The 20,857-nt window shown below is 34.1% G+C and carries 19 protein-coding genes, 2 tRNA genes and 1 pseudogene; 11 read left to right on the top strand and 11 right to left on the bottom strand.

The features are described 5' to 3' along the window. The coding region (locus SFT90_04610; protein MDX1949765.1) for a hypothetical protein at positions 1-483 on the top strand (483 nt) is incomplete at its 5' end. On the opposite strand, the gene SFT90_04615 is transcribed toward SFT90_04610, so the two are convergent. Then, a tRNA-Asp gene (locus SFT90_04615) sits at positions 472-548 on the bottom strand. The genes SFT90_04610 and SFT90_04615 overlap by 12 nt on opposite strands. Before the next feature lie 143 nt (positions 549-691). On the opposite strand from SFT90_04615, the gene SFT90_04620 reads away from it, so the two are divergent. From SFT90_04620 to SFT90_04630, 3 genes and pseudogenes are all read left to right on the top strand, one after another. Further along, entirely contained in the window at positions 692-1,597 is a 906-nt protein-coding gene (locus SFT90_04620) for a branched-chain amino acid aminotransferase (protein MDX1949766.1), read from the top strand. A gap of 3 nt (positions 1,598-1,600) precedes the next feature. After that, entirely contained in the window at positions 1,601-2,353 is a 753-nt protein-coding gene (locus SFT90_04625) for a hypothetical protein (GenBank protein ID MDX1949767.1), read from the top strand. Positions 2,354-2,395: 42 nt separating this feature from the next. Beyond that, a pseudogene (locus SFT90_04630) lies at positions 2,396-2,821 on the top strand (LysR family transcriptional regulator substrate-binding protein). On the opposite strand, the gene tig reads toward SFT90_04630, so the two are convergent. Together tig and SFT90_04640 are read right to left on the bottom strand one after the other, a co-directional pair. Next, a complete protein-coding gene (gene tig, locus SFT90_04635) occupies positions 2,818-4,146 on the bottom strand; it encodes a trigger factor (protein ID MDX1949768.1) in 1,329 nt (442 codons plus the stop codon). The pseudogene SFT90_04630 and the gene tig overlap by 4 nt on opposite strands. An 87-nt stretch (positions 4,147-4,233) precedes the next feature. Then, positions 4,234-4,318: transfer RNA gene (locus tag SFT90_04640), tRNA-Leu, on the bottom strand. 299 nt (positions 4,319-4,617) lie between these two features. Here SFT90_04640 and SFT90_04645 point away from each other — a divergent pair. Together SFT90_04645 and SFT90_04650 are read left to right on the top strand one after the other, a co-directional pair. Beyond that, positions 4,618-4,896, top strand: coding sequence for a TMEM165/GDT1 family protein (locus tag SFT90_04645; GenBank protein MDX1949769.1), 279 nt, complete (start codon positions 4,618-4,620; stop codon positions 4,894-4,896). A 48-nt stretch (positions 4,897-4,944) separates the two neighbouring features. Beyond that, the gene (locus tag SFT90_04650; protein ID MDX1949770.1) at positions 4,945-5,925 is read left to right on the top strand and encodes a class I SAM-dependent methyltransferase; all 981 of its coding nucleotides are present in this window, start codon (positions 4,945-4,947) and stop codon (positions 5,923-5,925) included. On the opposite strand, the gene queC is transcribed toward SFT90_04650, so the two are convergent. The 5 genes from queC to SFT90_04675 form a co-directional block, all read right to left on the bottom strand. After that, positions 5,922-6,590: a 7-cyano-7-deazaguanine synthase QueC gene (gene queC / locus SFT90_04655; GenBank protein ID MDX1949771.1), complete on the bottom strand. Its 669-nt coding sequence runs from the start codon at positions 6,588-6,590 to the stop codon at positions 5,922-5,924. The two genes, SFT90_04650 and queC, sit on opposite strands and share 4 nt — an antisense overlap. Beyond that, positions 6,591-7,664 (bottom strand): ChuX/HutX family heme-like substrate-binding protein, encoded by a 1,074-nt coding sequence (locus SFT90_04660; protein ID MDX1949772.1) that lies wholly within the window; start codon positions 7,662-7,664, stop codon positions 6,591-6,593. Positions 7,665-7,948: 284 nt separating this feature from the next. Next, positions 7,949-8,800, bottom strand: a complete 852-nt coding sequence (locus tag SFT90_04665) for an energy transducer TonB (GenBank protein ID MDX1949773.1) — start codon at positions 8,798-8,800, stop codon at positions 7,949-7,951. Between the two features lie 211 nt (positions 8,801-9,011). Beyond that, positions 9,012-11,129 (bottom strand): TonB-dependent hemoglobin/transferrin/lactoferrin family receptor, encoded by a 2,118-nt coding sequence (locus SFT90_04670; GenBank protein MDX1949774.1) that lies wholly within the window; start codon positions 11,127-11,129, stop codon positions 9,012-9,014. Positions 11,130-11,503: 374 nt separating this feature from the next. Then, positions 11,504-11,872 carry a hypothetical protein gene (locus SFT90_04675; protein ID MDX1949775.1) on the bottom strand — a complete coding sequence of 123 codons (369 nt, stop codon included), beginning with the start codon at positions 11,870-11,872 and terminating at the stop codon, positions 11,504-11,506. 119 nt (positions 11,873-11,991) lie between these two features. On the opposite strand from SFT90_04675, the gene SFT90_04680 reads away from it, so the two are divergent. Both SFT90_04680 and SFT90_04685 read left to right on the top strand, forming a co-directional pair. Then, positions 11,992-12,405 (top strand): hypothetical protein, encoded by a 414-nt coding sequence (locus SFT90_04680; protein ID MDX1949776.1) that lies wholly within the window; start codon positions 11,992-11,994, stop codon positions 12,403-12,405. Positions 12,406-13,012: 607 nt separating this feature from the next. After that, a complete protein-coding gene (locus SFT90_04685; GenBank protein MDX1949777.1) occupies positions 13,013-14,215 on the top strand; it encodes a pyridoxal phosphate-dependent aminotransferase in 1,203 nt (400 codons plus the stop codon). 345 nt (positions 14,216-14,560) lie between these two features. Here the strand turns inward: SFT90_04685 and kdsA are convergent, their stop codons facing one another. Next, positions 14,561-15,394 (bottom strand): 3-deoxy-8-phosphooctulonate synthase, encoded by an 834-nt coding sequence (gene kdsA, locus SFT90_04690; GenBank protein ID MDX1949778.1) that lies wholly within the window; start codon positions 15,392-15,394, stop codon positions 14,561-14,563. A 6-nt stretch (positions 15,395-15,400) separates the two neighbouring features. Then, positions 15,401-16,546 carry a hypothetical protein gene (locus tag SFT90_04695; protein ID MDX1949779.1) on the bottom strand — a complete coding sequence of 382 codons (1,146 nt, stop codon included), beginning with the start codon at positions 16,544-16,546 and terminating at the stop codon, positions 15,401-15,403. A 272-nt stretch (positions 16,547-16,818) separates the two neighbouring features. Between SFT90_04695 and SFT90_04700 the strand changes: the two genes are divergently transcribed. From SFT90_04700 to SFT90_04710, 3 genes are all read left to right on the top strand, one after another. Further along, the gene (locus SFT90_04700; GenBank protein ID MDX1949780.1) at positions 16,819-17,301 is read left to right on the top strand and encodes a hypothetical protein; all 483 of its coding nucleotides are present in this window, start codon (positions 16,819-16,821) and stop codon (positions 17,299-17,301) included. A 68-nt stretch (positions 17,302-17,369) separates the two neighbouring features. Beyond that, on the top strand, positions 17,370-18,866 hold the full coding sequence (guaB, locus tag SFT90_04705) for an IMP dehydrogenase (protein ID MDX1949781.1): 1,497 nt from the start codon (positions 17,370-17,372) through the stop codon (positions 18,864-18,866). Between the two features lie 68 nt (positions 18,867-18,934). After that, positions 18,935-19,957, top strand: a complete 1,023-nt coding sequence (locus SFT90_04710) for a hypothetical protein (GenBank protein ID MDX1949782.1) — start codon at positions 18,935-18,937, stop codon at positions 19,955-19,957. 31 nt (positions 19,958-19,988) lie between these two features. Here SFT90_04710 and uppS read toward each other — a convergent pair whose 3' ends face one another. Beyond that, positions 19,989-20,702, bottom strand: coding sequence for a polyprenyl diphosphate synthase (uppS, locus tag SFT90_04715; protein ID MDX1949783.1), 714 nt, complete (start codon positions 20,700-20,702; stop codon positions 19,989-19,991). Positions 20,703-20,857: the final 155 nt, after the last annotated feature.

Here is a 20,857-nt window from a genome sequence, read left to right on the forward strand (position 1 = left end):
GCCGTTTTTGATTCAATTTACATTCCAGAAACGCTTTTAGAAGAAATGCTTGCTCATATAAAGCAAACACACGACCACAAAAACGAATATAGAGATAATAGAATAAAAACCCTTAGAAAAGAAGATGACAAGCTAAACGAAAATTTATCCTCAGTTTTAGACCTGTTAATCAGCAAGAGTATTACTAAAGATATATACGACAAAAAAGTGTATGAGTATAACAGCAGGAAGAAAGAAATTAACGAAGAGCTTAAACTATTTAATGAAGCGGATAATAACTTCTATGAGTCAATCTCAACCTTGCTTACATTAGTTTCAAAAGCCAGTGAATTATTTGAAAAGGCAAATACCCAACAAAAGCGAAAACTTATCAGATTTTTATTTCCGAACTTGAAAGTGAATGGTGCAAACCTAGAGTATAGCTTGAAGAAACCTTTTGACTTACTAGTGAATTTACCACTTTGCTTAAAGTGGCGGGAGTGACGGGGCTCGAACCCGCGACCTCTGCCGTGACAGGGCAGCGCTCTAACCAACTGAGCTACACCCCCAAGCTTGCTTGAGATTGTTCCGTTTGCTTATAATCATAAAAATTTCAATAACAAGTATTTTTTAACTTTTATTAATTCCTACAAATTCTTGATTAATTTTGATATTGATTATAAAAGACACAGAAAATTAAACTTTTAATTCTATGAATACTCACACGGCAGTTGACTGGGGCAAACCTTTTGATGAAAGAGATGGAAAAATTTGGTTTGATGGAAAAATGGTTGAGTGGAAAGATGCGAAAATCCATGTGCTAAATCACGGGTTACACTATGCTTCTTGCGTATTTGAGGGCATTCGCATTTATAATGGCAAGCCATTCAAACTGAAAGAGCATAATGAAAGGCTTATAAAATCAGCGGAATTGCTGGATTTCAAAATTCCTTATTCAGTTGAAGAATTAAATCAGGCTTGCATTGATGCTGCAAAAGCAAGAAATGTTGAAAATGGTTATATCCGCCCTGCTGCTTGGAGGGGTTCTGAGCAAATGGCGGTTTTGGCTGATAAAGCAAAAACTCATGTGGCGATTGCCGCTTGGGGTTGGCCGGCATATTTTGGTAATGAAGCACTTGAAAAAGGCTTAAAGCTTACATTTTCTGATTGGAAACGCCCATCACCTGAAACCGCGCCAACTGCAAGCAAAGCGGCCGGTTTATATATGATATGCACGCTTACAAAAAATAAAGCATTCAGAGAAGGGTTTGATGACGCATTAATGCTTGATTATCGTAATTATGTAGCGGAAGCAACAGGTGCGAATTTCTTTATGATTATCGGTGATGCAATCCACACGCCAATCGCTGATTGCTTTTTGAATGGTATAACTCGTCAAACCGTTATTGAGCTTGCTAGAAGCAAAGGAATTAAAGTTATTGAAAGACATTTCGGCGTTGAGGAATTATCCAAAGCTTCAGAAGCATTTTTAACTGGCACTGCCGCAGAAATTACACCTATCGGTTCTATCAAAGGTAAATACGGCAATTTTGAATTCAAAGTTGGCGAAATCACCAAAATGCTAATGAAAGAGTATGGCGAGATGGTTAGGGGATAGAAAATGCAAGATAAAGATGAAATTGCAATTAGAAAATCAAAATTCTTGGTAAATATTGACTCTTCTATTCAAGAATTATTAAAGACACACATTAGAACAGCGAATCCTAAACCCATTCCGCACCAGTATATTGGGACAGCAATAGATAGCTTTATTTGTCTTTTATGCTCTGCAGCAAATTCAATAGACCCAAAATGTAATAATAACTTTGGTTTGTATAGAAATATTGTGTATGAAGACTTTAATAACTGGCTCTCAGTAATACAAATTATTCATCGAACTTTTTTTAATATAATACACTCCTGCTTAGAGGTCAGCTTAAAGGAATATTTATTAGAGAAAAATATAGCTCCCGAATCATCTTTAATAGAGAAATACCAAAAAATAATAAATGAAGCAACCTTTAAAGAAAATAGGCAAAAAAAGAAAATTTCTAATTATTTCAAAAGAAAAAAACCTACCCTTGAAGATTATATTAACTCTACACTTCTATACTCTAATATATCAGACGAAAGAAAAACTCTATGGAGAAAGTTTTTTAAAGCATTTAATATAATACGAAATAAGGGTTCGCATTCGGATGCTACTTTATCTGGTGAGGAAGTAAAAATATTACAAGATGGTGGTTTTTCTGCGTTGGTAAAGGAAGGGACTTTGCAGATAAATTGCTTATACTATTCTCAAACAGCTAATTTCATTCTAGATTTCCTTGATGAAGTAACCCCTCCTAATTCTAAAGAAAATGAAATAATCTAACTATTACCTAGTATTAAATTTTAAGCTTTATACACTCCACTTTTTTATTTTGATCCTGTTTTGTTGACAAGAAAAGAACACCCATTGGCTGGCAAAAAAAATATTTCAATCAAGGAAATTGCCAAATATGATTTTACACTTCCTGCAAAGGGTTTGCATGTTATACCTAATTTACATGAAGTTTTTTCAACCTATAGCATCAATAAAGAATTCCGAATTAAGTTTGAAGATTGGGAAGTTACCAGAAAATTTATCGAGGCTGATTTGGTTATTTCAATAACCGCTGATATAGTTTTAGAAAAGAATGATAAACTTGTTGGAACTTCCCTCAGCCACATTTTCCCAAAGGTAGATTATGGATTCTACTTGGTGAAAGGAAAGTTCATTCCAGATAAAGTAAAAAATTTATTGGAAATAGCTAAATCTTTTGATGGGAAAATTAGGACAAAACAACCTAACAAGACTTAAGAGTTCTTACCTGATTCTAAGATTAGTTCTCTTAATTTTTCAAGCGGGATTTTTTCTTCAGTAGGTTTTATTTTAGAGAAGATAACATCAACAACTTTTTCTTCAATGATTGGCCCTTTTAACCTTTCAAAGGCTTGTGGGTTTTTTTGATAAAATTCAATCACTTTTTGCTCTTGACCTGGGAATCTATAAGCCTCTTGCTGCAGTGCTTTGTTTAGATCTTCCTGTGTGATTTCAACTTTTTCATTTCTGCCAATCTCAGTAATTAAAATGCCAAGTTTAACCCTTCTTTTTGCAAGTGCATCATATTCTTTGTGAAGATCATCATGAGATTTTCTTTGCTCTTTTGGCAGAGATTCTTGCTCTCTTTCAATTTCGTGAATAATTGAATGAAGCTCCGTTGAAAGCATTTTTTCAGGTAATTCAAAATTATATTCTTTATCAAGGGCATCAAATAATTCTTTTTTAGCAAGAAGCCTAGCCATTGATTCACCATCAAATTCTAGCTGTTTTTTAAGAGCTTCTCTAAATTTTTCAAGATTTTCAAAACCTATTTTTTGAGCAAATTCTTCATTAACTTCAGGGGTTACAGGCTCTAAGATTTCATTAAGCTTAATATCAAACTCAGCATCTTTATTTGCAATTTCTGCATTGTGATAATTCTCAGGGAATTTAACTTTGATTCTAAATTCTGTGTTAGCAGATTGATTTTCAAGTTTATCTTCAAAATCTTTAATTAGAGTGCCAGAACCAAGTTCTACTCTAAAATTTGAAGCCTCACCTTTTTCAAGCTCTTTACCATCAACAAACCCCTTAAAATCAATAATTAGTAAATCACCTAATTTTGATTTTCTTGCTTCTTTCAAAGGGGCAAAATCTTTAGAGTTATTAGCAACTAGCTTTTGTAATTCATTAATATCTTTTTCAGAAATTTCTGCTACTACTTTTCTAGCTTTTACTTTCTCAAACGAAAATGAAGGAACTTCAGGAAAAACCTCTAAAGATAATTTATAAATTAAATCTTTACCTTCTTCAAACTGCGTAACTTCAACAGATGGCTGAGATGCAGGGCGGAGATTATTATCAGTAAGAGTTTTATTAGTTGAAGCAGAAACTACATCTTGCAGAACCTCAGAAAGGGCTTCTTTACCATATTTTTTACGAACAATATCAAGCGGAACTTTACCTTCACGGAAGCCAGCCATTTTAACTTTTTTGCTGATAGCAACGATTTTTTCTTCAACTTTTTCGTTAATATTTGCCGCTGGAATTGTAATGTTAAATTCTCTAGAAAGCTTTTCTTCTTTGATTTTTTCTACTTGCATTTGATTCCGTTGTTTCGTTGTTTTGTTAATTCGTTGTTTCGAAAGATAAAATGAATCAACTAAAGAACGAATCAACGAAAAAACGATTGGTGCGGATAGAGGGACTTGAACCCCCACGCCTTTCGGCACGAGAACCTAAATCTCGCATGTCTGCCAATTTCATCATATCCGCAAACTTGTGAAGCTTTATAACCAAGATTTTTATTATTGCAAGAATTATAGATAAGTGATTATAAGGCATTGTTAGGTAAGTATAGATTTTATTAAGTTATCTGCTGTTTTCCTCCAATTGTCACCCCGCATTTATTGCGGGGTAAACCATAAAACACGCTCAAACTTAGGTTTATAAGTAATTTCAACAATTAACCCCGCAATAAATGCGGGGTGACAATTAGAGGTTATATAGCTTAAATATATACTTAGCTAATCATGCCGCTTTATAAGCTTTTGTTTAATCAATAAATTTTCTATATGTCATCACATCTAATCTCAATCTTTATAACGATTTTTCTTGCGGAGCTTGGCGATAAAACCGCGTTTGCAACAGCTTTTTTTGCAAGTGATTCAAAAAATAATCCATATTTAATTTTTCTCGCTTCTGCATTGGCACTCGTGTTTTCTTGTGCAATAGCAACTTTTATTGGTAATATGGCCGGAAAATATTTAGAAACTATTCCGTTAAAATTAATTTCAGGAATTTGCTTCCTAATTTTTGGTGCCTTACATATTTTTGAACATTTTTCTAAATAATTATGGAAAATTTTTTCAAGAGAAATATTATTATAAAAAATACTTTCTATGAAATATCAAATTGGTGAAATTGTAAAATCTGATGAGGAATGCTTTATTTGTGGCTCTCACGAAGTTAGAATTGTTGCAAATAAGGGTAGGCATTTTCAAAAATTAACTACTGCAATTTGTACTGGTTGTGGAATGGTGCATAGTCACCCAATACCAAGTGAAGATGAACTCAAAAATTATTATAAAAAGCAATATCGCAGTGATTATAAATCAGCCTATCAGCCAAAAAAGAAGCATATTATCAGATATTCAAAAAACGCACTTCATAGGCTTGAAAGGCTAAAACAATTTACCAACGAAAAATCAAAATTGCTTGATATCGGCAGTGGCTCTGGTGAATTTTTATACGCAGCACAAATTGCCGGTTTTGATGTTACTGGCATTGAACCGCATGAGGGCTATTCAAAATATACAAAAGATACTTTTGGTGTAAATGTTATAAATTCTATGTTTCAAGATGCAAATGTTGAAAATGAATCATATGATATTATTACTTTGCACCATGTGCTTGAGCATTTGCAAAAGCCTTTAACTGCTTTAGCATCAATAAGTAAATGGCTTAAATTTGATGGTATTTTAGTAATTGATGTGCCGGATATTGAGCATACAAGCCACTCGCCGACTAATCGTTTTCACTATGCTCATATTTATAATTTTAATTATGAGACGCTGAAAGCATTGCTTACAAAGGCTGGTTTTGAAGTTATTTCTCACCCTTCAAATCAAGCAGGAACAATTTTGGCTGCGAAAAAAGTTAGGGAAGCTGATTTTAATATGCAAATTTCAATGCCTGAAAATTATGCAAAATTATGGCAATTATTTTCGGAAGGTTTTAAGGCCAAAAATTATAAAAAGAAAAATAGACTAGTTAGAATGTATAATAAATTAGTGCGTTATACCAAAGAATTTTTTGTAGGTTTATTTTTAGATGATAGAAAAAATATCGTTGAAAAAGAACTGCAAAAATTGGCGGTTTAGGTTTTTTCTGCTTCTGCAAAACCTTTTTTTCTAAGTAAGCAAGCATCACAAACTCCGCAAGGCTTATTATCAATAGGATCATAGCAAGAAATTGTGCTTTCAAAATCAACGCCAAGTTTATTACCAAGTTTAATAATTTCGGCTTTTGATAAATCAATAAGTGGGGTATTTATTCTAAACAATCCCTGTTCAACACCTGCTTTAGTTGCAAGGTTTGCAAGCCTTTCAAAGGTTTTGATATATTCCGGCCGGCAATCAGGATAGCCACTATAATCAAGGGCGTTCACACCGATAAAAATATCGCTTGCACCTAAAACTTCGGCGTAAGCAAGAGCATATGAAAGAAAAATTGTATTTCTTGCTGGCACATATGTAATAGGAATTTCTTTTGAGATTTTTTCACTATCTCTATTTTTAGGAACGTCAATATCATCAGTTAAAGCAGAACCACCAAAAGCACGCAGATCAATATTTATAATTTTATGCTCTTTTATTTTTTGAATTTTGGCTTGTCTTTTAGCAAAATCTAACTCAACAGAATGTCGTTGCCCATAAGAAAAACTGAGGGCATAAACCTCAAAACCTTGACTAATTGCGATAGCCGAACAGGTTGCGGAATCTAACCCACCACTTAGTAAAACAACCGCTTTAGGTTTATTGTTCATCTATATTTTTGGAAGCGTAGAAACGATTTCACGCCATAATTCAAGTTCTGGAATTCCTGGTTTGCGTTTGCCAAAGAAAGTGCAGATTAACTCATTAGCTTTATCATAAATTTCAACGCCAGTAACAATGCCATCTTCTGTTGGCTTTCTTGTAACCCAGATTGAATCAATCTCAGATTCCTTAATATGTAAATTAAATTTCGGATCTAAAACATTGTAAAACTCGCCATAATCAACGAGTTTCTGAACATCACCAGTGTGAATTTGGATAGAGCCACGATTACCAACAAAAACCATTATTTCACAATTTTTATCTCTTGCACCTTCCAAAACTTTTCTTACTGATGAATTATCTAAACGATAAGCAAATTCATCACTAACGAGCCTCAAGGCTTGCACCCTACCGATTTTATATTTTCTAAGTAGAATATAGAAATCGTGAGTATCTTTAAGGTTTCTAAGTTCCGCCTCAAAACCTTTATAATCAACTTCAGAATCAGGCAGATCTGGTCTTTTTGGCTCAAGAGGCGTAACTGAAATTTCAGTTGCTTGATTTTGCGAACGATATTTATTCACCACTTCATTATATGCATTTTCATCAGATTTTGAAGTTAGATAAATTTTGTGAATTGCTAAACCATCTTTACCATAAAATTGAATTGATTTTTTAGGCCCTGCTTTGGTTTGCTCCTCAACGGCGTAAGCTGAAGCCCAATGTGCCATAAATAATCGAAGGTCAATATCTGCATTTACCACCAAGCCCATTCTCATTGGCCCTTCAGTGAAGAATGAAACATTATTATAAACGCCCTTTCTTTCGTGAACGACAGATTCATTTCTTGTTAATGCAGTAACTTCACCAAATTTATGGATTTCAAGCAAAATTTCCTCTGGCTTATTTTCAAGACGGAAAATAGTTTTGCCATCAATTCTGGCAGCTACAAGCTCTTCCTCACTAATGCCAAGCTCAATTGCAGCATCTTTTGGACGAATTGCCGGATTTGCATTTTTAAGATTATTAAATCTTTCAAGAATATTATTCTCTTCAATTTTCACTGCTAGATTTGTATTCATATATTTTCTTGATTAAAAATTATAATTTTTTCTATAAAGCCTAATTAGTTGCTTTATAGCCTAAAGTTGCACAAGGTCAACTGGTGCTTGGCTTATAAATTAGCAGTAATTACTATAAAAGCTCCTTAACCTCATATTGTCACCCCGCATTTATTGCGGAGTTAATTGTTGAAAGTATTGCCAAACCTAAGCTTAAGCTTGTTTTATGGTTAACCCCGTGACAAGCACGGGGTGACATTTTTGAGGAAAACCCTTTCTAAAACTGCCTAATCACCACCTAAAAATTACCTTATAACAAACCTAACAGGCACCATTACCCAGCCGGAAATTGGGATAGATTTTTGCGTAAATGGCTTGAATTTCCAATCTTTTACGGCTTCTAGGGCAGAATTATCAAGTATTGAAAACCCTGATGACTTATGAATAGCAACTTTTTGAACAGAACCGCCATTAGCTGAAATTAACGCCCTTATAATGACAATTCCTTGCTGGCCTAAATCAATTGCTCTTGGCGGATATATTGGCGGAGTTGTTGAGAGATAATCAGCCTCAGAAAGAGTTGGCATAACATTTGAAGCAGAATTTCCAGAGCCATTAGCTGTAATTTGCTTTTTAACATTGATATTTGATTCTCTAACTTTTTGAGAAACATCAATTATATTTGTTTTTATTTCTGAAATTTTAGATGTTTTGGTTGTCTCAGTTTTTTCTTCAATTTTTTTCTGCATTGAGGCAGGCAATGAAAAATCAGAATTTTTACTGATATTTAATTTTGGTAATTCAGACTTAGTTTTAATAGGGGTTTTTTCTATAATTTTTTTCTCTAAAATTTTTGGTTTTTGAGTTTCTTTCTCAAGTTTCTTTTGAGGTTTTTCTTTAATTGGTGCATCAAGATTTTTAATTTTATCAGAATTCTTTTTCAAATCTTGCGTGATATTAGGTGCTGCAACACTAACCATTGAAACGCTAATTGGAATAACCCTTTCATTTTCATCTTTGTGTTTTGCGATAATTGGAATTAGTACCAACACAAAAATTGTGAAATGCATCAAGAAAGATTTTACAACGCTTGCAGTATAGACAGATTCATTTCTGCTAAAGAACATTCTATCAATATTTATTACACTAGCATTCATATTAGTTTATATCCTTCTTTTATAAAGCTAAAATCTTTAGACAGTAATTGCTACCCATAGATATTATAAAATTTTAGCTGTTTTCGTCCCGAATGTCACCCCGCATTTATTGCGGGGTTAATTGCAAAACTTGTTCAAAAATTAGACTTAGAAACACTTTCAACCATTAACCCCGCAATAAATGCGGGGTGACACTAAAAACAGAAATCAACTAAAACCTCCAAGTTAGGCCGGCTCTATAATTTCTACCAGGGCTGTAAAGCTCAAAGAATGGATCTTTATATCTTTTATCAAACATATTATCTATTCCCATATCAAGGCTTAAATTATCAAGTTTTGTTGGGTTATAGCTTAAATAAACGCCATGAACCGCAAAACCACTTCTTAGATAATTAATCTGATTTGGTACATCAACCAAAGCCCTTTCATTAGCCATCGCATATTTACCATAATGACCCGCAACTAAATCATAAGGAAGTTTGAAACCAATATCAGAATTAACCAAGAAAGGCTGTTTTGTTGTTAAAAACTGACCATTTTGAGAGTTTTTGCCATTATTGAAACTTGCACCTAATTGAGCTCTAACTAAATCGCTTTCATAAGTAACATCAGCTTCATAACCCCAAATTTGAGCCTCAGCAATATTTCTAAGCTGAGTATTACCAGCCGAACAGCCACCCGCTGTAAATGGGAATGGGCAAACAAAAGGAATGCCAATTGTTGATCCAAAAATTACTTGCTCAATATAATTTGTAGCTGTTGTTTCATATCTTGAAGCTCTGAAATTTAATTCATCTGAAGTTTCAACAACATCTTTGAAGTTAAGGTTTAAGCCATATTCAAAAGTTTCAGATTCTTCAGGTTTAAGATTTGAATTAGGTAAAAAAGTATTAGTATAAGCACCAACCCTAAAATGTGCACCTGCCGCATAAAGCTCAGTTAAATTTGGCGTTCTGTAACCAGTTGAATAGTTAGAAAACACACTAAAATTATCATTATGCTTATAAGTTGCACCAAGCCTTGGAGTGAATGCTTGATCATCAGTTGAAGGCTGACCTGCTAATTCGGTTGAGTTTCTAAAAACATCAAACCTTGCGGCCGGCACAACGAATAATTCTTTTTCACCGCCCAAATCAAAGTTTAATTCATCTTGTAAGAAACCACCAAAAACTAATTGCTCAGCATTTGGAACACCAGGGCGTTGATTTCCAGTTAAACCAGAATTATTATTTGAGTTAGTGAAGCTACCTTCTTGAACATTTTGGAATAATTCAATTCCATAAGTAAAGCTGTTAAAACCAATCTTGGAATTATTTTCAATATTAAGGCCGTAAGTTACCATTTCTCTGTTAAGGGTATCATTAACCGCTGTTAGTGCAGTTCCCTCAATAATTCTTTCTTCAACGCCGGTATCAACAACATAAAAATGCGTTTTAAGATTTACTAATTCATTAGGGTTGTGAAGAAATTTAATACCAACTTCATTTTGCGTAATATCTTTATCAACTAGGTTTTTACCTGAATTTTGAACAGTTCCAGCCTGAGGATTTGTATTTTCAGTTGCGTTATTCATAAATGATTGCACTGAAGCAACCAAACTTGAAACATCTGATAAATTATAAGTAAGTTTGGCAACCCCTGAAAGCAAATTATCATCTGAACGCTGAGTTGTATCATTGCTGAGTTCTATATCTTCTGATCTTCTATGCGTTAGGCTTGCAACCGCATCATAATTATCGCCGATTTTGAAAGTTGTTAAACCGCCATTTCCTTCTTCATTTACTGATTGGTAACCAGTTCTAAATTCAACGCCTTCAGTTTGACCTTCTCTTGCGAAATCTTTACCTGATTTAGTTTCAAATGCGATAACGCCGCCAACACCGCCTGAACCATAAGAGGCAGAAGAAGGACCTTTTACCACCTCTACCCTTTTTAACATTGATGGATCAACGAAAAATCTGCCATCGTGAACAGATTCAAAATTCAGCCTTCTACCATCTTGCGTGATTAATAAACTGGTAGAATCAAAACCCCTCATATTTGGGGTTTGACCACTTCTAACAGGCCCACCCACAAAGTTTAAGCCAGTTACATTTCTAGTTAAATCACTTATATTAGTGCTTAGGTTCAAACCTTCTTGAGTTGCATCAACCACCGAAACCATATTCGGAACTTCTTTGATATCCCTTTTGTTTTTTGTTGCTACAACCGTTACCGTATCTAAGCTAAAACCTTTATCTTTTGGCGTTCTTGCGAGTGCATCACTTGCAGAACTTGCAATAAATATAGATGCAGAAAGAAGGAAAATTTTATTTAATTTATTAGTCATAATTTTATTTTTTTGCTTTTTTATTAGATAAACATTTCAAATTACTAATTGATTTTAGTCAATAATAATCATTATCAGCGAGATTAATAATAATTATCACCCCTTTGTCAAGCTAATTTTGATAATTATTATCAACAAGACTGCAAAACCCTACACTGACTTATTAAAATAGTTAACTATTAAACAAAAATCATTTAATAATATTTGATATTTATAAAAAAATATTCTATTATAATTTTGTCTAGAGGTGAGAACGGCTTCCTCACGCACCATAAAAAGGGTAACTAACTGGTTATGGTAATTAACTGTAATTCAGCCAAGAGATGTAGGAACTAGCACCCTACCTAGATAAAAAGGCACTTTCGGGTGCCTTTTTACACTTCTACTATCTGTGAAGTTCTTAGCCTTTTTTGAATAGTATTTTCATAAATAACATAAGCTGACATTACAGGATAATCACCCCTCCTATCTTTCCTTGATGAAATTGCCACCAAAACATAATTTTTCTTGAATTTTTTTATAACTTCAAAATTAATTATATGATCAGGCGATTGCCCTATAAAATCCGGTGATTTTATTACTTCGTCAATTTTTCCTATCGCATATTTATATTCTGGATGTTTTCGCTTTACATGAACAATAACACTGCCACTTAAATGCACAACATCATGCTCTAAATTCAAGTTTAAGAGCTTGTTAATTGCCTTATAAGGTAGACCTGAGATGTTTCTGGATTGCTTCATATAAATTCAAATAACATAATTTGGATATTTTCTGTATCAGAAACTACATCAATTAATTATTACATTGATTTTTATTATCATTTTCTGCTATCATAGAGAAAATTTAACTCATAGTTGATATGGAAGAAAAAACCTCATTCGCAGAAAAATTTGCTAAAAAGAAAAGCCCCTTAGAAGAAGTTAAAGAAAAAAAAGGAATTTCAGAGCTTGCAAAAAAATCTGATGATAATTCTGATGAAGATAATGATAGCAAGGAAGGATTCGCCACTGAAAAAAAATCTTTTATGGATCACCTAATTAATAGTCGTGGTGATTTGTGTTATAAAGTTACTGGTCGTGATATAACTGGAAGAAATGCTTGGTATTTTATATTAGTTGATAAAGAAAAGAAAGATGCTTTTCTTAAACATAAATCAGGTGATAGTTATAATTTGGAGGATTACGGCAAGATTATAATCTCTGGTTATGGTGATTCAGTTCCGCCAGATGTTCAAGAAATGCTAAAAGAAAAATACGGCTTTGATAATTTCTAATTATTTATTTTGATAGATATTCCACAAATAAAAAAGGCTCTTGAAAATATCCAAGAGCCTATATTAAACCTACTTTAAGTAGATTTATTTCTTTTTAGCAACTTTTTTTGCTGGTTTTTTAGCAGCTGGTTTTTTTGCAGCAGCTTTTTTTGCAGGTTTTGCAGCTTTTTTTGCAGCCATGTTAATCTCCATTTGATTAGTTCCGATTATCCCACCAGTGACATATTCGGCGTACTTAGTGCAAATACTTTCACACTTTTCCTGAATGCAATATAACAAAAAAAATCTTGCTAATAAATTTTCAAATTACTTTTAATTAAAATTTTTATTATTTACTTAATCATTTGTGTTTTTTTAATCACAAGTTTTTTTTATTAGTTCAAAAATTATCTATCACTATTTTTTTATATACAGAAAAAACCTTGGTTTTCCAAGAGTTTTAGAGATGCAAAGAAATTTTTCAAATTTATTATAAAATTTTTTTCTTGCATGAATTTTGTTGCAAAGATTGTTTTCTCTTAACAAAAAAACATAAAAATTTGGTCTTGCATAATTTTATTGTATCGCTATAAACCGCAAGAAAACAAACAACTCAAAGGGTTTTAGTATGGCTTTTATTTCTGATACAATGAAAAAAATTAAACCTTCCCCTACAATTGCGGTAACCACTAAAGCAAAAGAATTAGAAGCAGCTGGAAAAGATGTAATAGGCTTAGGTGCTGGCGAGCCAGATTTTGATACCCCTGATAATATCAAGCAAGCAGCAAAAGTTGCAATTGATAAAGGCGATACAAAATATACCGCAGTTGATGGCACGCCTGAATTAAAAAAAGCAATCGTAGCGAAATTCAAAAGAGAGAATAATCTTGATTACGAAACAAAAAATATTTCTGTTGGCACTGGTGGCAAGCAAGTTATTTATAATGCATTTTTTGCAACGCTTAATGCTGGTGATGAAGTAATTATTCCTGCACCTTATTGGGTTTCTTACCCTGATATTGTTAATCTTGCAGGTGGCACACCAGTTTTTGTTGAATGTGGTGATGATACAAATTTCAAACTCACTGCAAAAAAATTAGAAAATGCAATTACTGAAAAAACAAAATGGTTAGTTCTTAATTCTCCAAGCAACCCAACTGGTGCTGCTTATAATTTTGGTGAACTTCGTGCGATTGCAGATGTTCTTCTCAAGCACCCAAATGTTTATGTGATGAGCGATGATATTTATGAGCATGTTATTTATGATGGATTTAAGTTCCACACGATCGTTGAGGTTGAACCAAAATTAAAAGAAAGAACAATTACTATTAATGGCGTATCAAAAGCATATTCAATGACAGGCTGGCGAATTGGTTATGGTGCAGGGCCAGTTGATTTGATAAAAGCAATGGCAACTTTACAATCACAATCAACTTCAAACCCATCATCTATCGCTCAAGCGGCGGCGGTTGAAGCATTAAATGGAACGCAAGAATTTTTAGCACCAAGAAATGAATCTTTCAAAAGAAGGAGAGATTTAGTTGTTGGAGGTCTTAATAATATTAATGGTCTTTCTTGCAAAACTCCTGAAGGTGCGTTTTATGTTTTCCCTAGTTGCAAAGGTATAATTGGTAAAAGAACGCCAAGCGGAAAGATTATTGCTAATGATTCTGATTTTGCATCTTACTTGCTTGAAGATTATCTTGTTGCTGTTGTTCCAGGCATTGCTTTTGGGTCTGAGGGATATTTCAGAATTTCTTATGCAACTTCTGATAAAATTCTATCAAACGCATTAGAAAGAATTAAAAAAGCCGTTGATGCTTTAAGTTAATAATAGTTTTGCTTAGCGTAATATTGAGCGAAGCAAGATTATAGAATTAATATACTACTTCAAATATATTATTTCTATCTAAGCTCTGAATGAAGCATAAGTAATTAAACGCAACTTTCTATATAATACTCCACTCTCTTAAATGTATCGTTAGGTAAGTATAGATTTTATAAGTTATCTGCTGTTTTTTCTCTTTAATGTCACCCCTCATATATTGCTGGGTTAATTACAAAACACGCTCAAAAATTAGACTTAGAAACACTTTCAAACATTAACCCCGCAATAAATGCGGAGTGACAAATGGTGATTTAAGTTACCCTAATTTTATTAATAGTCTGGCTTTTTTTACTTCCTTTTTGCTACAATATCAAACTCTTGTAAGCGTTTTAGGAGTTCTTCAATATCAGAAAATTTAACCATACAAGGCCCATCAGATGGTGCATTATCAGGGTCATTGTGGCTTTCCATAAATATGCCAGCAACACCAACAGAAATTGCCGCGCGAGAAAGTGTTTCAACAAATCTTCTATCACCGCCACTTGCTTTGCCTTGTCCACCGGGTTGTTGCACTGAATGCGTTGCATCAAACACTACTGGGCAGCCAGTTTGCTCCGCCATAATAGGTAAGCCCCTAAAATCTGTAACTAAAGTATTATAACCAAAGCAAGAGCCTCTCTCAGTTACAACAACATTTGGATTGCCAGAGCCAGTAACTTTTTCAACGACATTTTTCATATCCCAAGGGGCTAAAAACTGCCCTTTTTTAACATTCACCACCCTGCCAGTTTTGGCAGCAGTAACTAATAAATCAGTTTGACGACATAAAAACGCTGGAATTTGAAGCACATCAACCACTTCCGCAGCAATTTTACATTGTTCTTCATTATGAACATCAGTAAGAACTGGGCAACCAAAAGTTTTCTTAACTTTTTCAAAAACAGCAAGAGAATTTTCTAAACCAAAACCCCTTTTAGCATTAAGAGAAGTGCGGTTTGCCTTATCAAATGAGCTTTTATAAATATAAGGAATACCAAGTTTTGAGGTTACTTTAACTAGGTGTTCCGCTGCCATCATCGCGTGGGACTCACTCTCCATTTGGCAAGGGCCTGAAATCAAAACGAATGGTAGTTCGTTTGACATATTAATCTTACCGATTTTTACGATTTTTTGTGCTTCCATTTGAAACTAATTAATTGATTTATGCGTCATTACTGCGGAATATGTAGCTTTTATAATATAATATATCAATCCTAAACAAAATAAAAACAAGGAAATATTATAAACTCTTCTTGGATAACTTGCATTAATTTCAGTTGAAGGGCCAGTTATCACCACTAATTTTTTGAGATTTTGTGCAGAAGTTGTGCGAACTTTTTCCTGTGCTGAAAGGGCGGCTCTGTGGGCTTCAATCGCAAATTCCAGCTTGCGTTCCATATTTTTATATTCAAACATCATATTAACATTTTCAATATCAGTGATGTCATTTTTCTTGATAACTCGCTTTTTCTGTTTTTCAATTTCGCTTTCAATAACTTCAATTTCCCTTCTTAGATTTCTAACTTTCACTGAAAGTGGCGACATATAGGCCATTAGCTGGTTTAGCTCTATTTCTTTCTGAGATAATTGTTGTTCTAAATCTGAAACCCTTGAAACAACTGAGGTTACTTCAGCAGTTGGGTCTGGAGCGTTGAATTTCTCTTGAATTTTTTGCAAATCTTCCTGTGCGGTAATTATTTTTTCCTCAGAAATTGCGACTTCCTGCCTAATAAAATCAAGCTGTTGGCGTGCAGTTGTTTTAGATATTTTATTAATAAATTGCTCAGATTGTTTTATAATTAGCTCCAAAATTTTTTCAGAATCTTCAGGTATAAAACCTTGCATTTCAATATTTATAATCGGTGAATCACTTGAAACCCTTAGCTTTAGAAAACTCAAATAAAAATCATATAAATCATCTTCATCAGAATTTTGGGATAATTTTGATAGTAAATCAGCTTCACTTCTTGAAAACATTTTTTTCAAATCAAGTTTTTCATCAAGATAATTCATCATTTCTTTTGATTTGATATATTCCACAATAATTGCAGAATCATCAGTTTTGCTGGTGTTTCCAGAGATTATACTTGATAGATTTATATTATTTGATTCCAAATTATTTAATTGGCTTACAACAATTTTTGCAGTTGAGGCGTATCTATCTGCTTGAATAATGCCGAGATACAAGCACACGAAAACTGCAAAAAGTAGAATTAAACTTTTATAGCTATATTTGAAAGCATTCCTATCAAGGCTTTTAAGCGATGCTTTAATTATTAACCGGCTTAAGCTCATAAATTTATGTAATTTTTATCATTATAAAAAACAGATTAAGAAAAATTTAGCAAGAGAATAAAATTTAATCGTCTTAGATATTTTCATTTATCCCCCCCCTTCCGCTTTATATTTTTTCGTTCCATAATTGAATTAGGTGCTAGAAACTGGAAAAATTTCTCCCCCTGTTTACGGGGGGAGATTAAGAGGGGGGCTTTTTCCAAAGACTAACGACCAAAAACCAATTATGCCCCCTCCTATAGCTAAATGAGTAAAACCCCCAATACCAACCTATGAAACAAAAATATTTACAAACCCGCAATGAACACGAGGAAATCTTACGAAAATCTCGCAAGATAATATCGGCTATTTTCAGCAATCTGGAGGAATATGTTTCGCAAAATAATCATAATGATGAGGAATTTGACTATCTCAAAAATACTAGTAATTCTGCTAACATCATTAACAAGCTTTCTAGTTCGCTTCTTAAAATCATAGAAAAAGAGCAGGAGATTTTATCAGAAAATCCCGATGAAATTTTCCCTGCAGAGAAAATTCCCCCACAAAAAATCTCTGATGAACTTGATTTAGACGATATTGAAGAGGCCGAAAAAGCTATTATTCTCGCCAAGCTTGAGAAAGGTTTAATCAAGCCCAATGAAGTTGATTTTACTAAATTCGGCTGGGACGAAGATTTTATTGATAAAGATATACTCAATGAAATCACCGCAGAACTTGAAAATGAAAAATTAAATGATACTAATATCCCGCCTTAAAAAATAATCCTTCCAATTTATCTGCTTAAATGCTATACGGGCGTGCAATCATATAAACTTTTGATTGCATGAAAAATTCTTCTCAAAATAATTCTGGTAACTTAAACTCTAGAATTTCTGAATCTGTTACTTTTGATGATGTACTTCTAAAGCCCGCTTTTAGTGAGGTTCACCCCTCATCAGTTGATACCGCAACTTTTCTAACTAACTCCATAAAGCTTGGTGTTCCTTTGATTTCTGCGGCTATGGATACAGTTACTGAAGCACGCCTTGCAATCGCTATGGCTCAAAATGGTGCAATCGGCTGTTTGCATAAGAATATGACGATTGAAGAACAAGCAAATGAAGTTCGCAAAATTAAGAAATTTGAATCTGGAATGGTGGTTAATCCGATAACAATTTCACCAACTGCAACGCTTTCAGATGTTCTGTTTTTAATGGAAAGTAATAATATTTCGGGCATTCCAGTTACTGATGAAAAGGGCAAATTGCTTGGCATTATAACTAATAGAGATGTTCGTTTCGCAACTGATAAAAAGCAAAAAGTTGCAGATTTAATGACGAGTAAAAATCTTATTACTATCAAAGATGGCGTTGGTATTGATGAAGCTAAAAAATTGCTACACAAATACAGAATTGAGAAATTAATTGTAGTTGATAAACAATATAAATGCATTGGTTTAGTAACCGTTAAGGATATTGAAAAATCGCAGAAATTCCCAAATGCAACCAAAGATTCTCTAGGTCGTTTGCGTGTGGTTGCTGCAGTTGGTGCTGGTGATGATGGCATTAAGCGTGCAAAAGCCTTAATTGAAGCTGAAGTTGATGCGATAATTGTTGATACGGCTCACGGCCACTCAAAAAATGTTTTGGATACGGTTACAAAAATTAAAAAATTATATCCAAAATCGCAGATAATTGGTGGAAACATTGCTACAAAAGAGGCGGCAAAAGCCTTGATTGAAGCTGGTGCTGATGCTGTCAAAATTGGCGTGGGGCCAGGTTCTATCTGCACTACACGAATAGTTGCGGGGGTCGGCGTTGCACAATTAACTGCGATTATGGAAGCCTCAGAAGTGGCTAAAAAGCATAAAGTTAGGGTTATTGCAGATGGTGGAATAAAATTCTCTGGGGATTTTGCTAAGGCGATTGCCGGCGGTGCAGATGTTGTGATGATAGGCTCACTCTTCGCAGGTACTGCTGAAAGCCCAGGGGAAGTGATTTTATATCAAGGGCGTTCTTATAAAACCTATCGTGGAATGGGCTCTATTGGTGCAATGGCAAGGGGTTCAGCGGATAGATATTTCCAGCAGGATATTAAAGATCAGCTTAAACTCGTGCCAGAAGGTGTTGAGGGTAGAGTTCCTTATAAAGGGGAGGTTTCAGCGGTTATTCACCAGCTTGTAGGTGGGCTTCGCTCAGCGATGGGTTATACTGGTAATGCAAATATTTCAGCGATGCAGAAAAATTGTGAGTTTGTTAAAATCACTCCTGCAGGCCTTAAAGAGAGCCACGCTCACGATGTAACCATCACCAAAGAAGCCCCAAATTATAGAATGGATTAATTGACAATCAATTTAACTTTCTATAAAAAATTTGATTACATTTTATTAATTAAAAACATTATTGATATATGAAAAAACTACTCACAATTTTATTTGCTTCGGCAGTCATTACATCTTGCTCAGTAGGCAAGTCAGATGGGGTTATTAAACCAGGCGAAAGAACAGGAGGTATCTTCGGTTTGATGAAGGAAGATGACCTTAAAGTTGAAAGCAAAGGTGCTTTTGAAGGCACTGAAGAAGTTGTTGTCGCAAGTTTCAAAGTTGGTTTCGTAGAGAAAAAAACTGATAGTTCACAAGCTAGAGGTGGCTTAATGGGTGGCGGTTTTGGCGGTAAATCTTCTGCTAAAATGGATTTAACTGGTGTTAATGATAGCATCAGACAAGAAATTGCAGAACAAGCATACAAAGATTTTGTTGCTCAGTTAAAAGCAAAGGGCTTCAAGGTTTCTCCATCAAGTGAAATTCTTAAAGATAAAGATTTCTCTGAAACAAAAACTTATGACACACCATATGTTGATAATCAAGGTGGCTTAATTTCTACAACAAATGTTACAAAATATTTCCAGCCTAAAGAACTAGGAAAAATAAGGTTTTTCTTAGGTGATAATATTAATATCACAGGCGGTTTTGGTTTTGGAAACCCAACAATTGTTGCATCTAATATAGCTGAGAAAACTAAGAAAAAAATTCTTAGCGTAACCTACATTGTTGATTTCTCAAATGCTGAAGGTGATAGCGGGGTTAGCTATTCAACGCTTCAAGTTGGTCAGGGTATAACTGTTACGCCGGGCAGTAAACTTAACTTGATTGGTGGAAATGGAAGTCCTTTTTCTCCAGCTAATGGCAATATAACTGTTGGTCAGCCAGTTTACTCTACTAAAGAATTTGGAGAGGTTATTAGCACTTCATCTGATGCATATAAAGCAACAGAAACAGCTCTTAACTTGGCTTCTGCATTAATGGGTGGTGGCACTAACCAAACAAGATCATTCACTGTTAAAGCTAATCCATCTAAATATAAGGCAGTGAGCTTAGAAGTTCTTAAAGATGCTAACAGCGGTATCGTTGGCAAAATGGCTTCTATAAAATAATATCTTAATTTGATTCGGTGGTAGGAAAAAATTACCTACCGCCGAATCTTCGCTCTCGGTTTGAAAAATCTTCAATCGCTTTTTCAAATTCCTCTTTGTTGAAATCAGGCCATAGAACATCACAAAAATATAGCTCAGTATAAGCTGATTGCCAGAGTAGAAAATTACTAAGGCGTTTTTCTCCACCGGTTCTAATTAACAAGTCTGGATCAGGAATTTTTGCAGTATATAAGTTACTTTCAATTGCTTCAATGCTTGCCTCAATATTGCCTGAAATTAATGCTTTTACAGCATTAGTAATTTCTTGTTTGCTACCATAATTCAAAGCAATATTCACCGATAATTTTGGTGACGCAGAAGATTTATCCTCAATATTTTTTGCCCTTATCTGAACATCATTTGGGAAGGCTGAAATATCGCCAATAAACTTAATTGCGATATTCTTTTTGATTAGAGCTTCCGCATCATCAGAGAGGTAAAACCTAAGTAAATCAATGATGTCAGTAACTTCATCTTTTGGACGCGACCAATTCTCAGAAGAAAAAGCATAAAGCGTTAAAAAACTAATCCTTTTCTCTAAGCAGAGTTTTATTGTCTCTTTGGCTCTTTCCGCACCTCTCCGATGGCCTTCTTTGGTGGATTTACTATTTTGCTTTGCCCACCTGCCATTGCCGTCCATTATTATTGCGATGTGGTTTGGGTTGGGCATTGGGGGTTGAGGTTTAGGGGTTATTATATTTGTCATCACGAACGAGCCTAAGCGAGTGAAGTGATCTTGGGAGATTAAAAACACTGAGATTGGTTCTTTTGCTAAAGCTCAATCGCAATGACGGATAATTATTAACAACTCTCAATTCCTAACGCCTAATTCCCTTAGACTTTCAATATTTCTGCTTCTTT

The organism is Rickettsiales bacterium, assembly GCA_033762595.1.
GTDB lineage: Bacteria > Pseudomonadota > Alphaproteobacteria > Rickettsiales > UBA8987 > JANPLD01.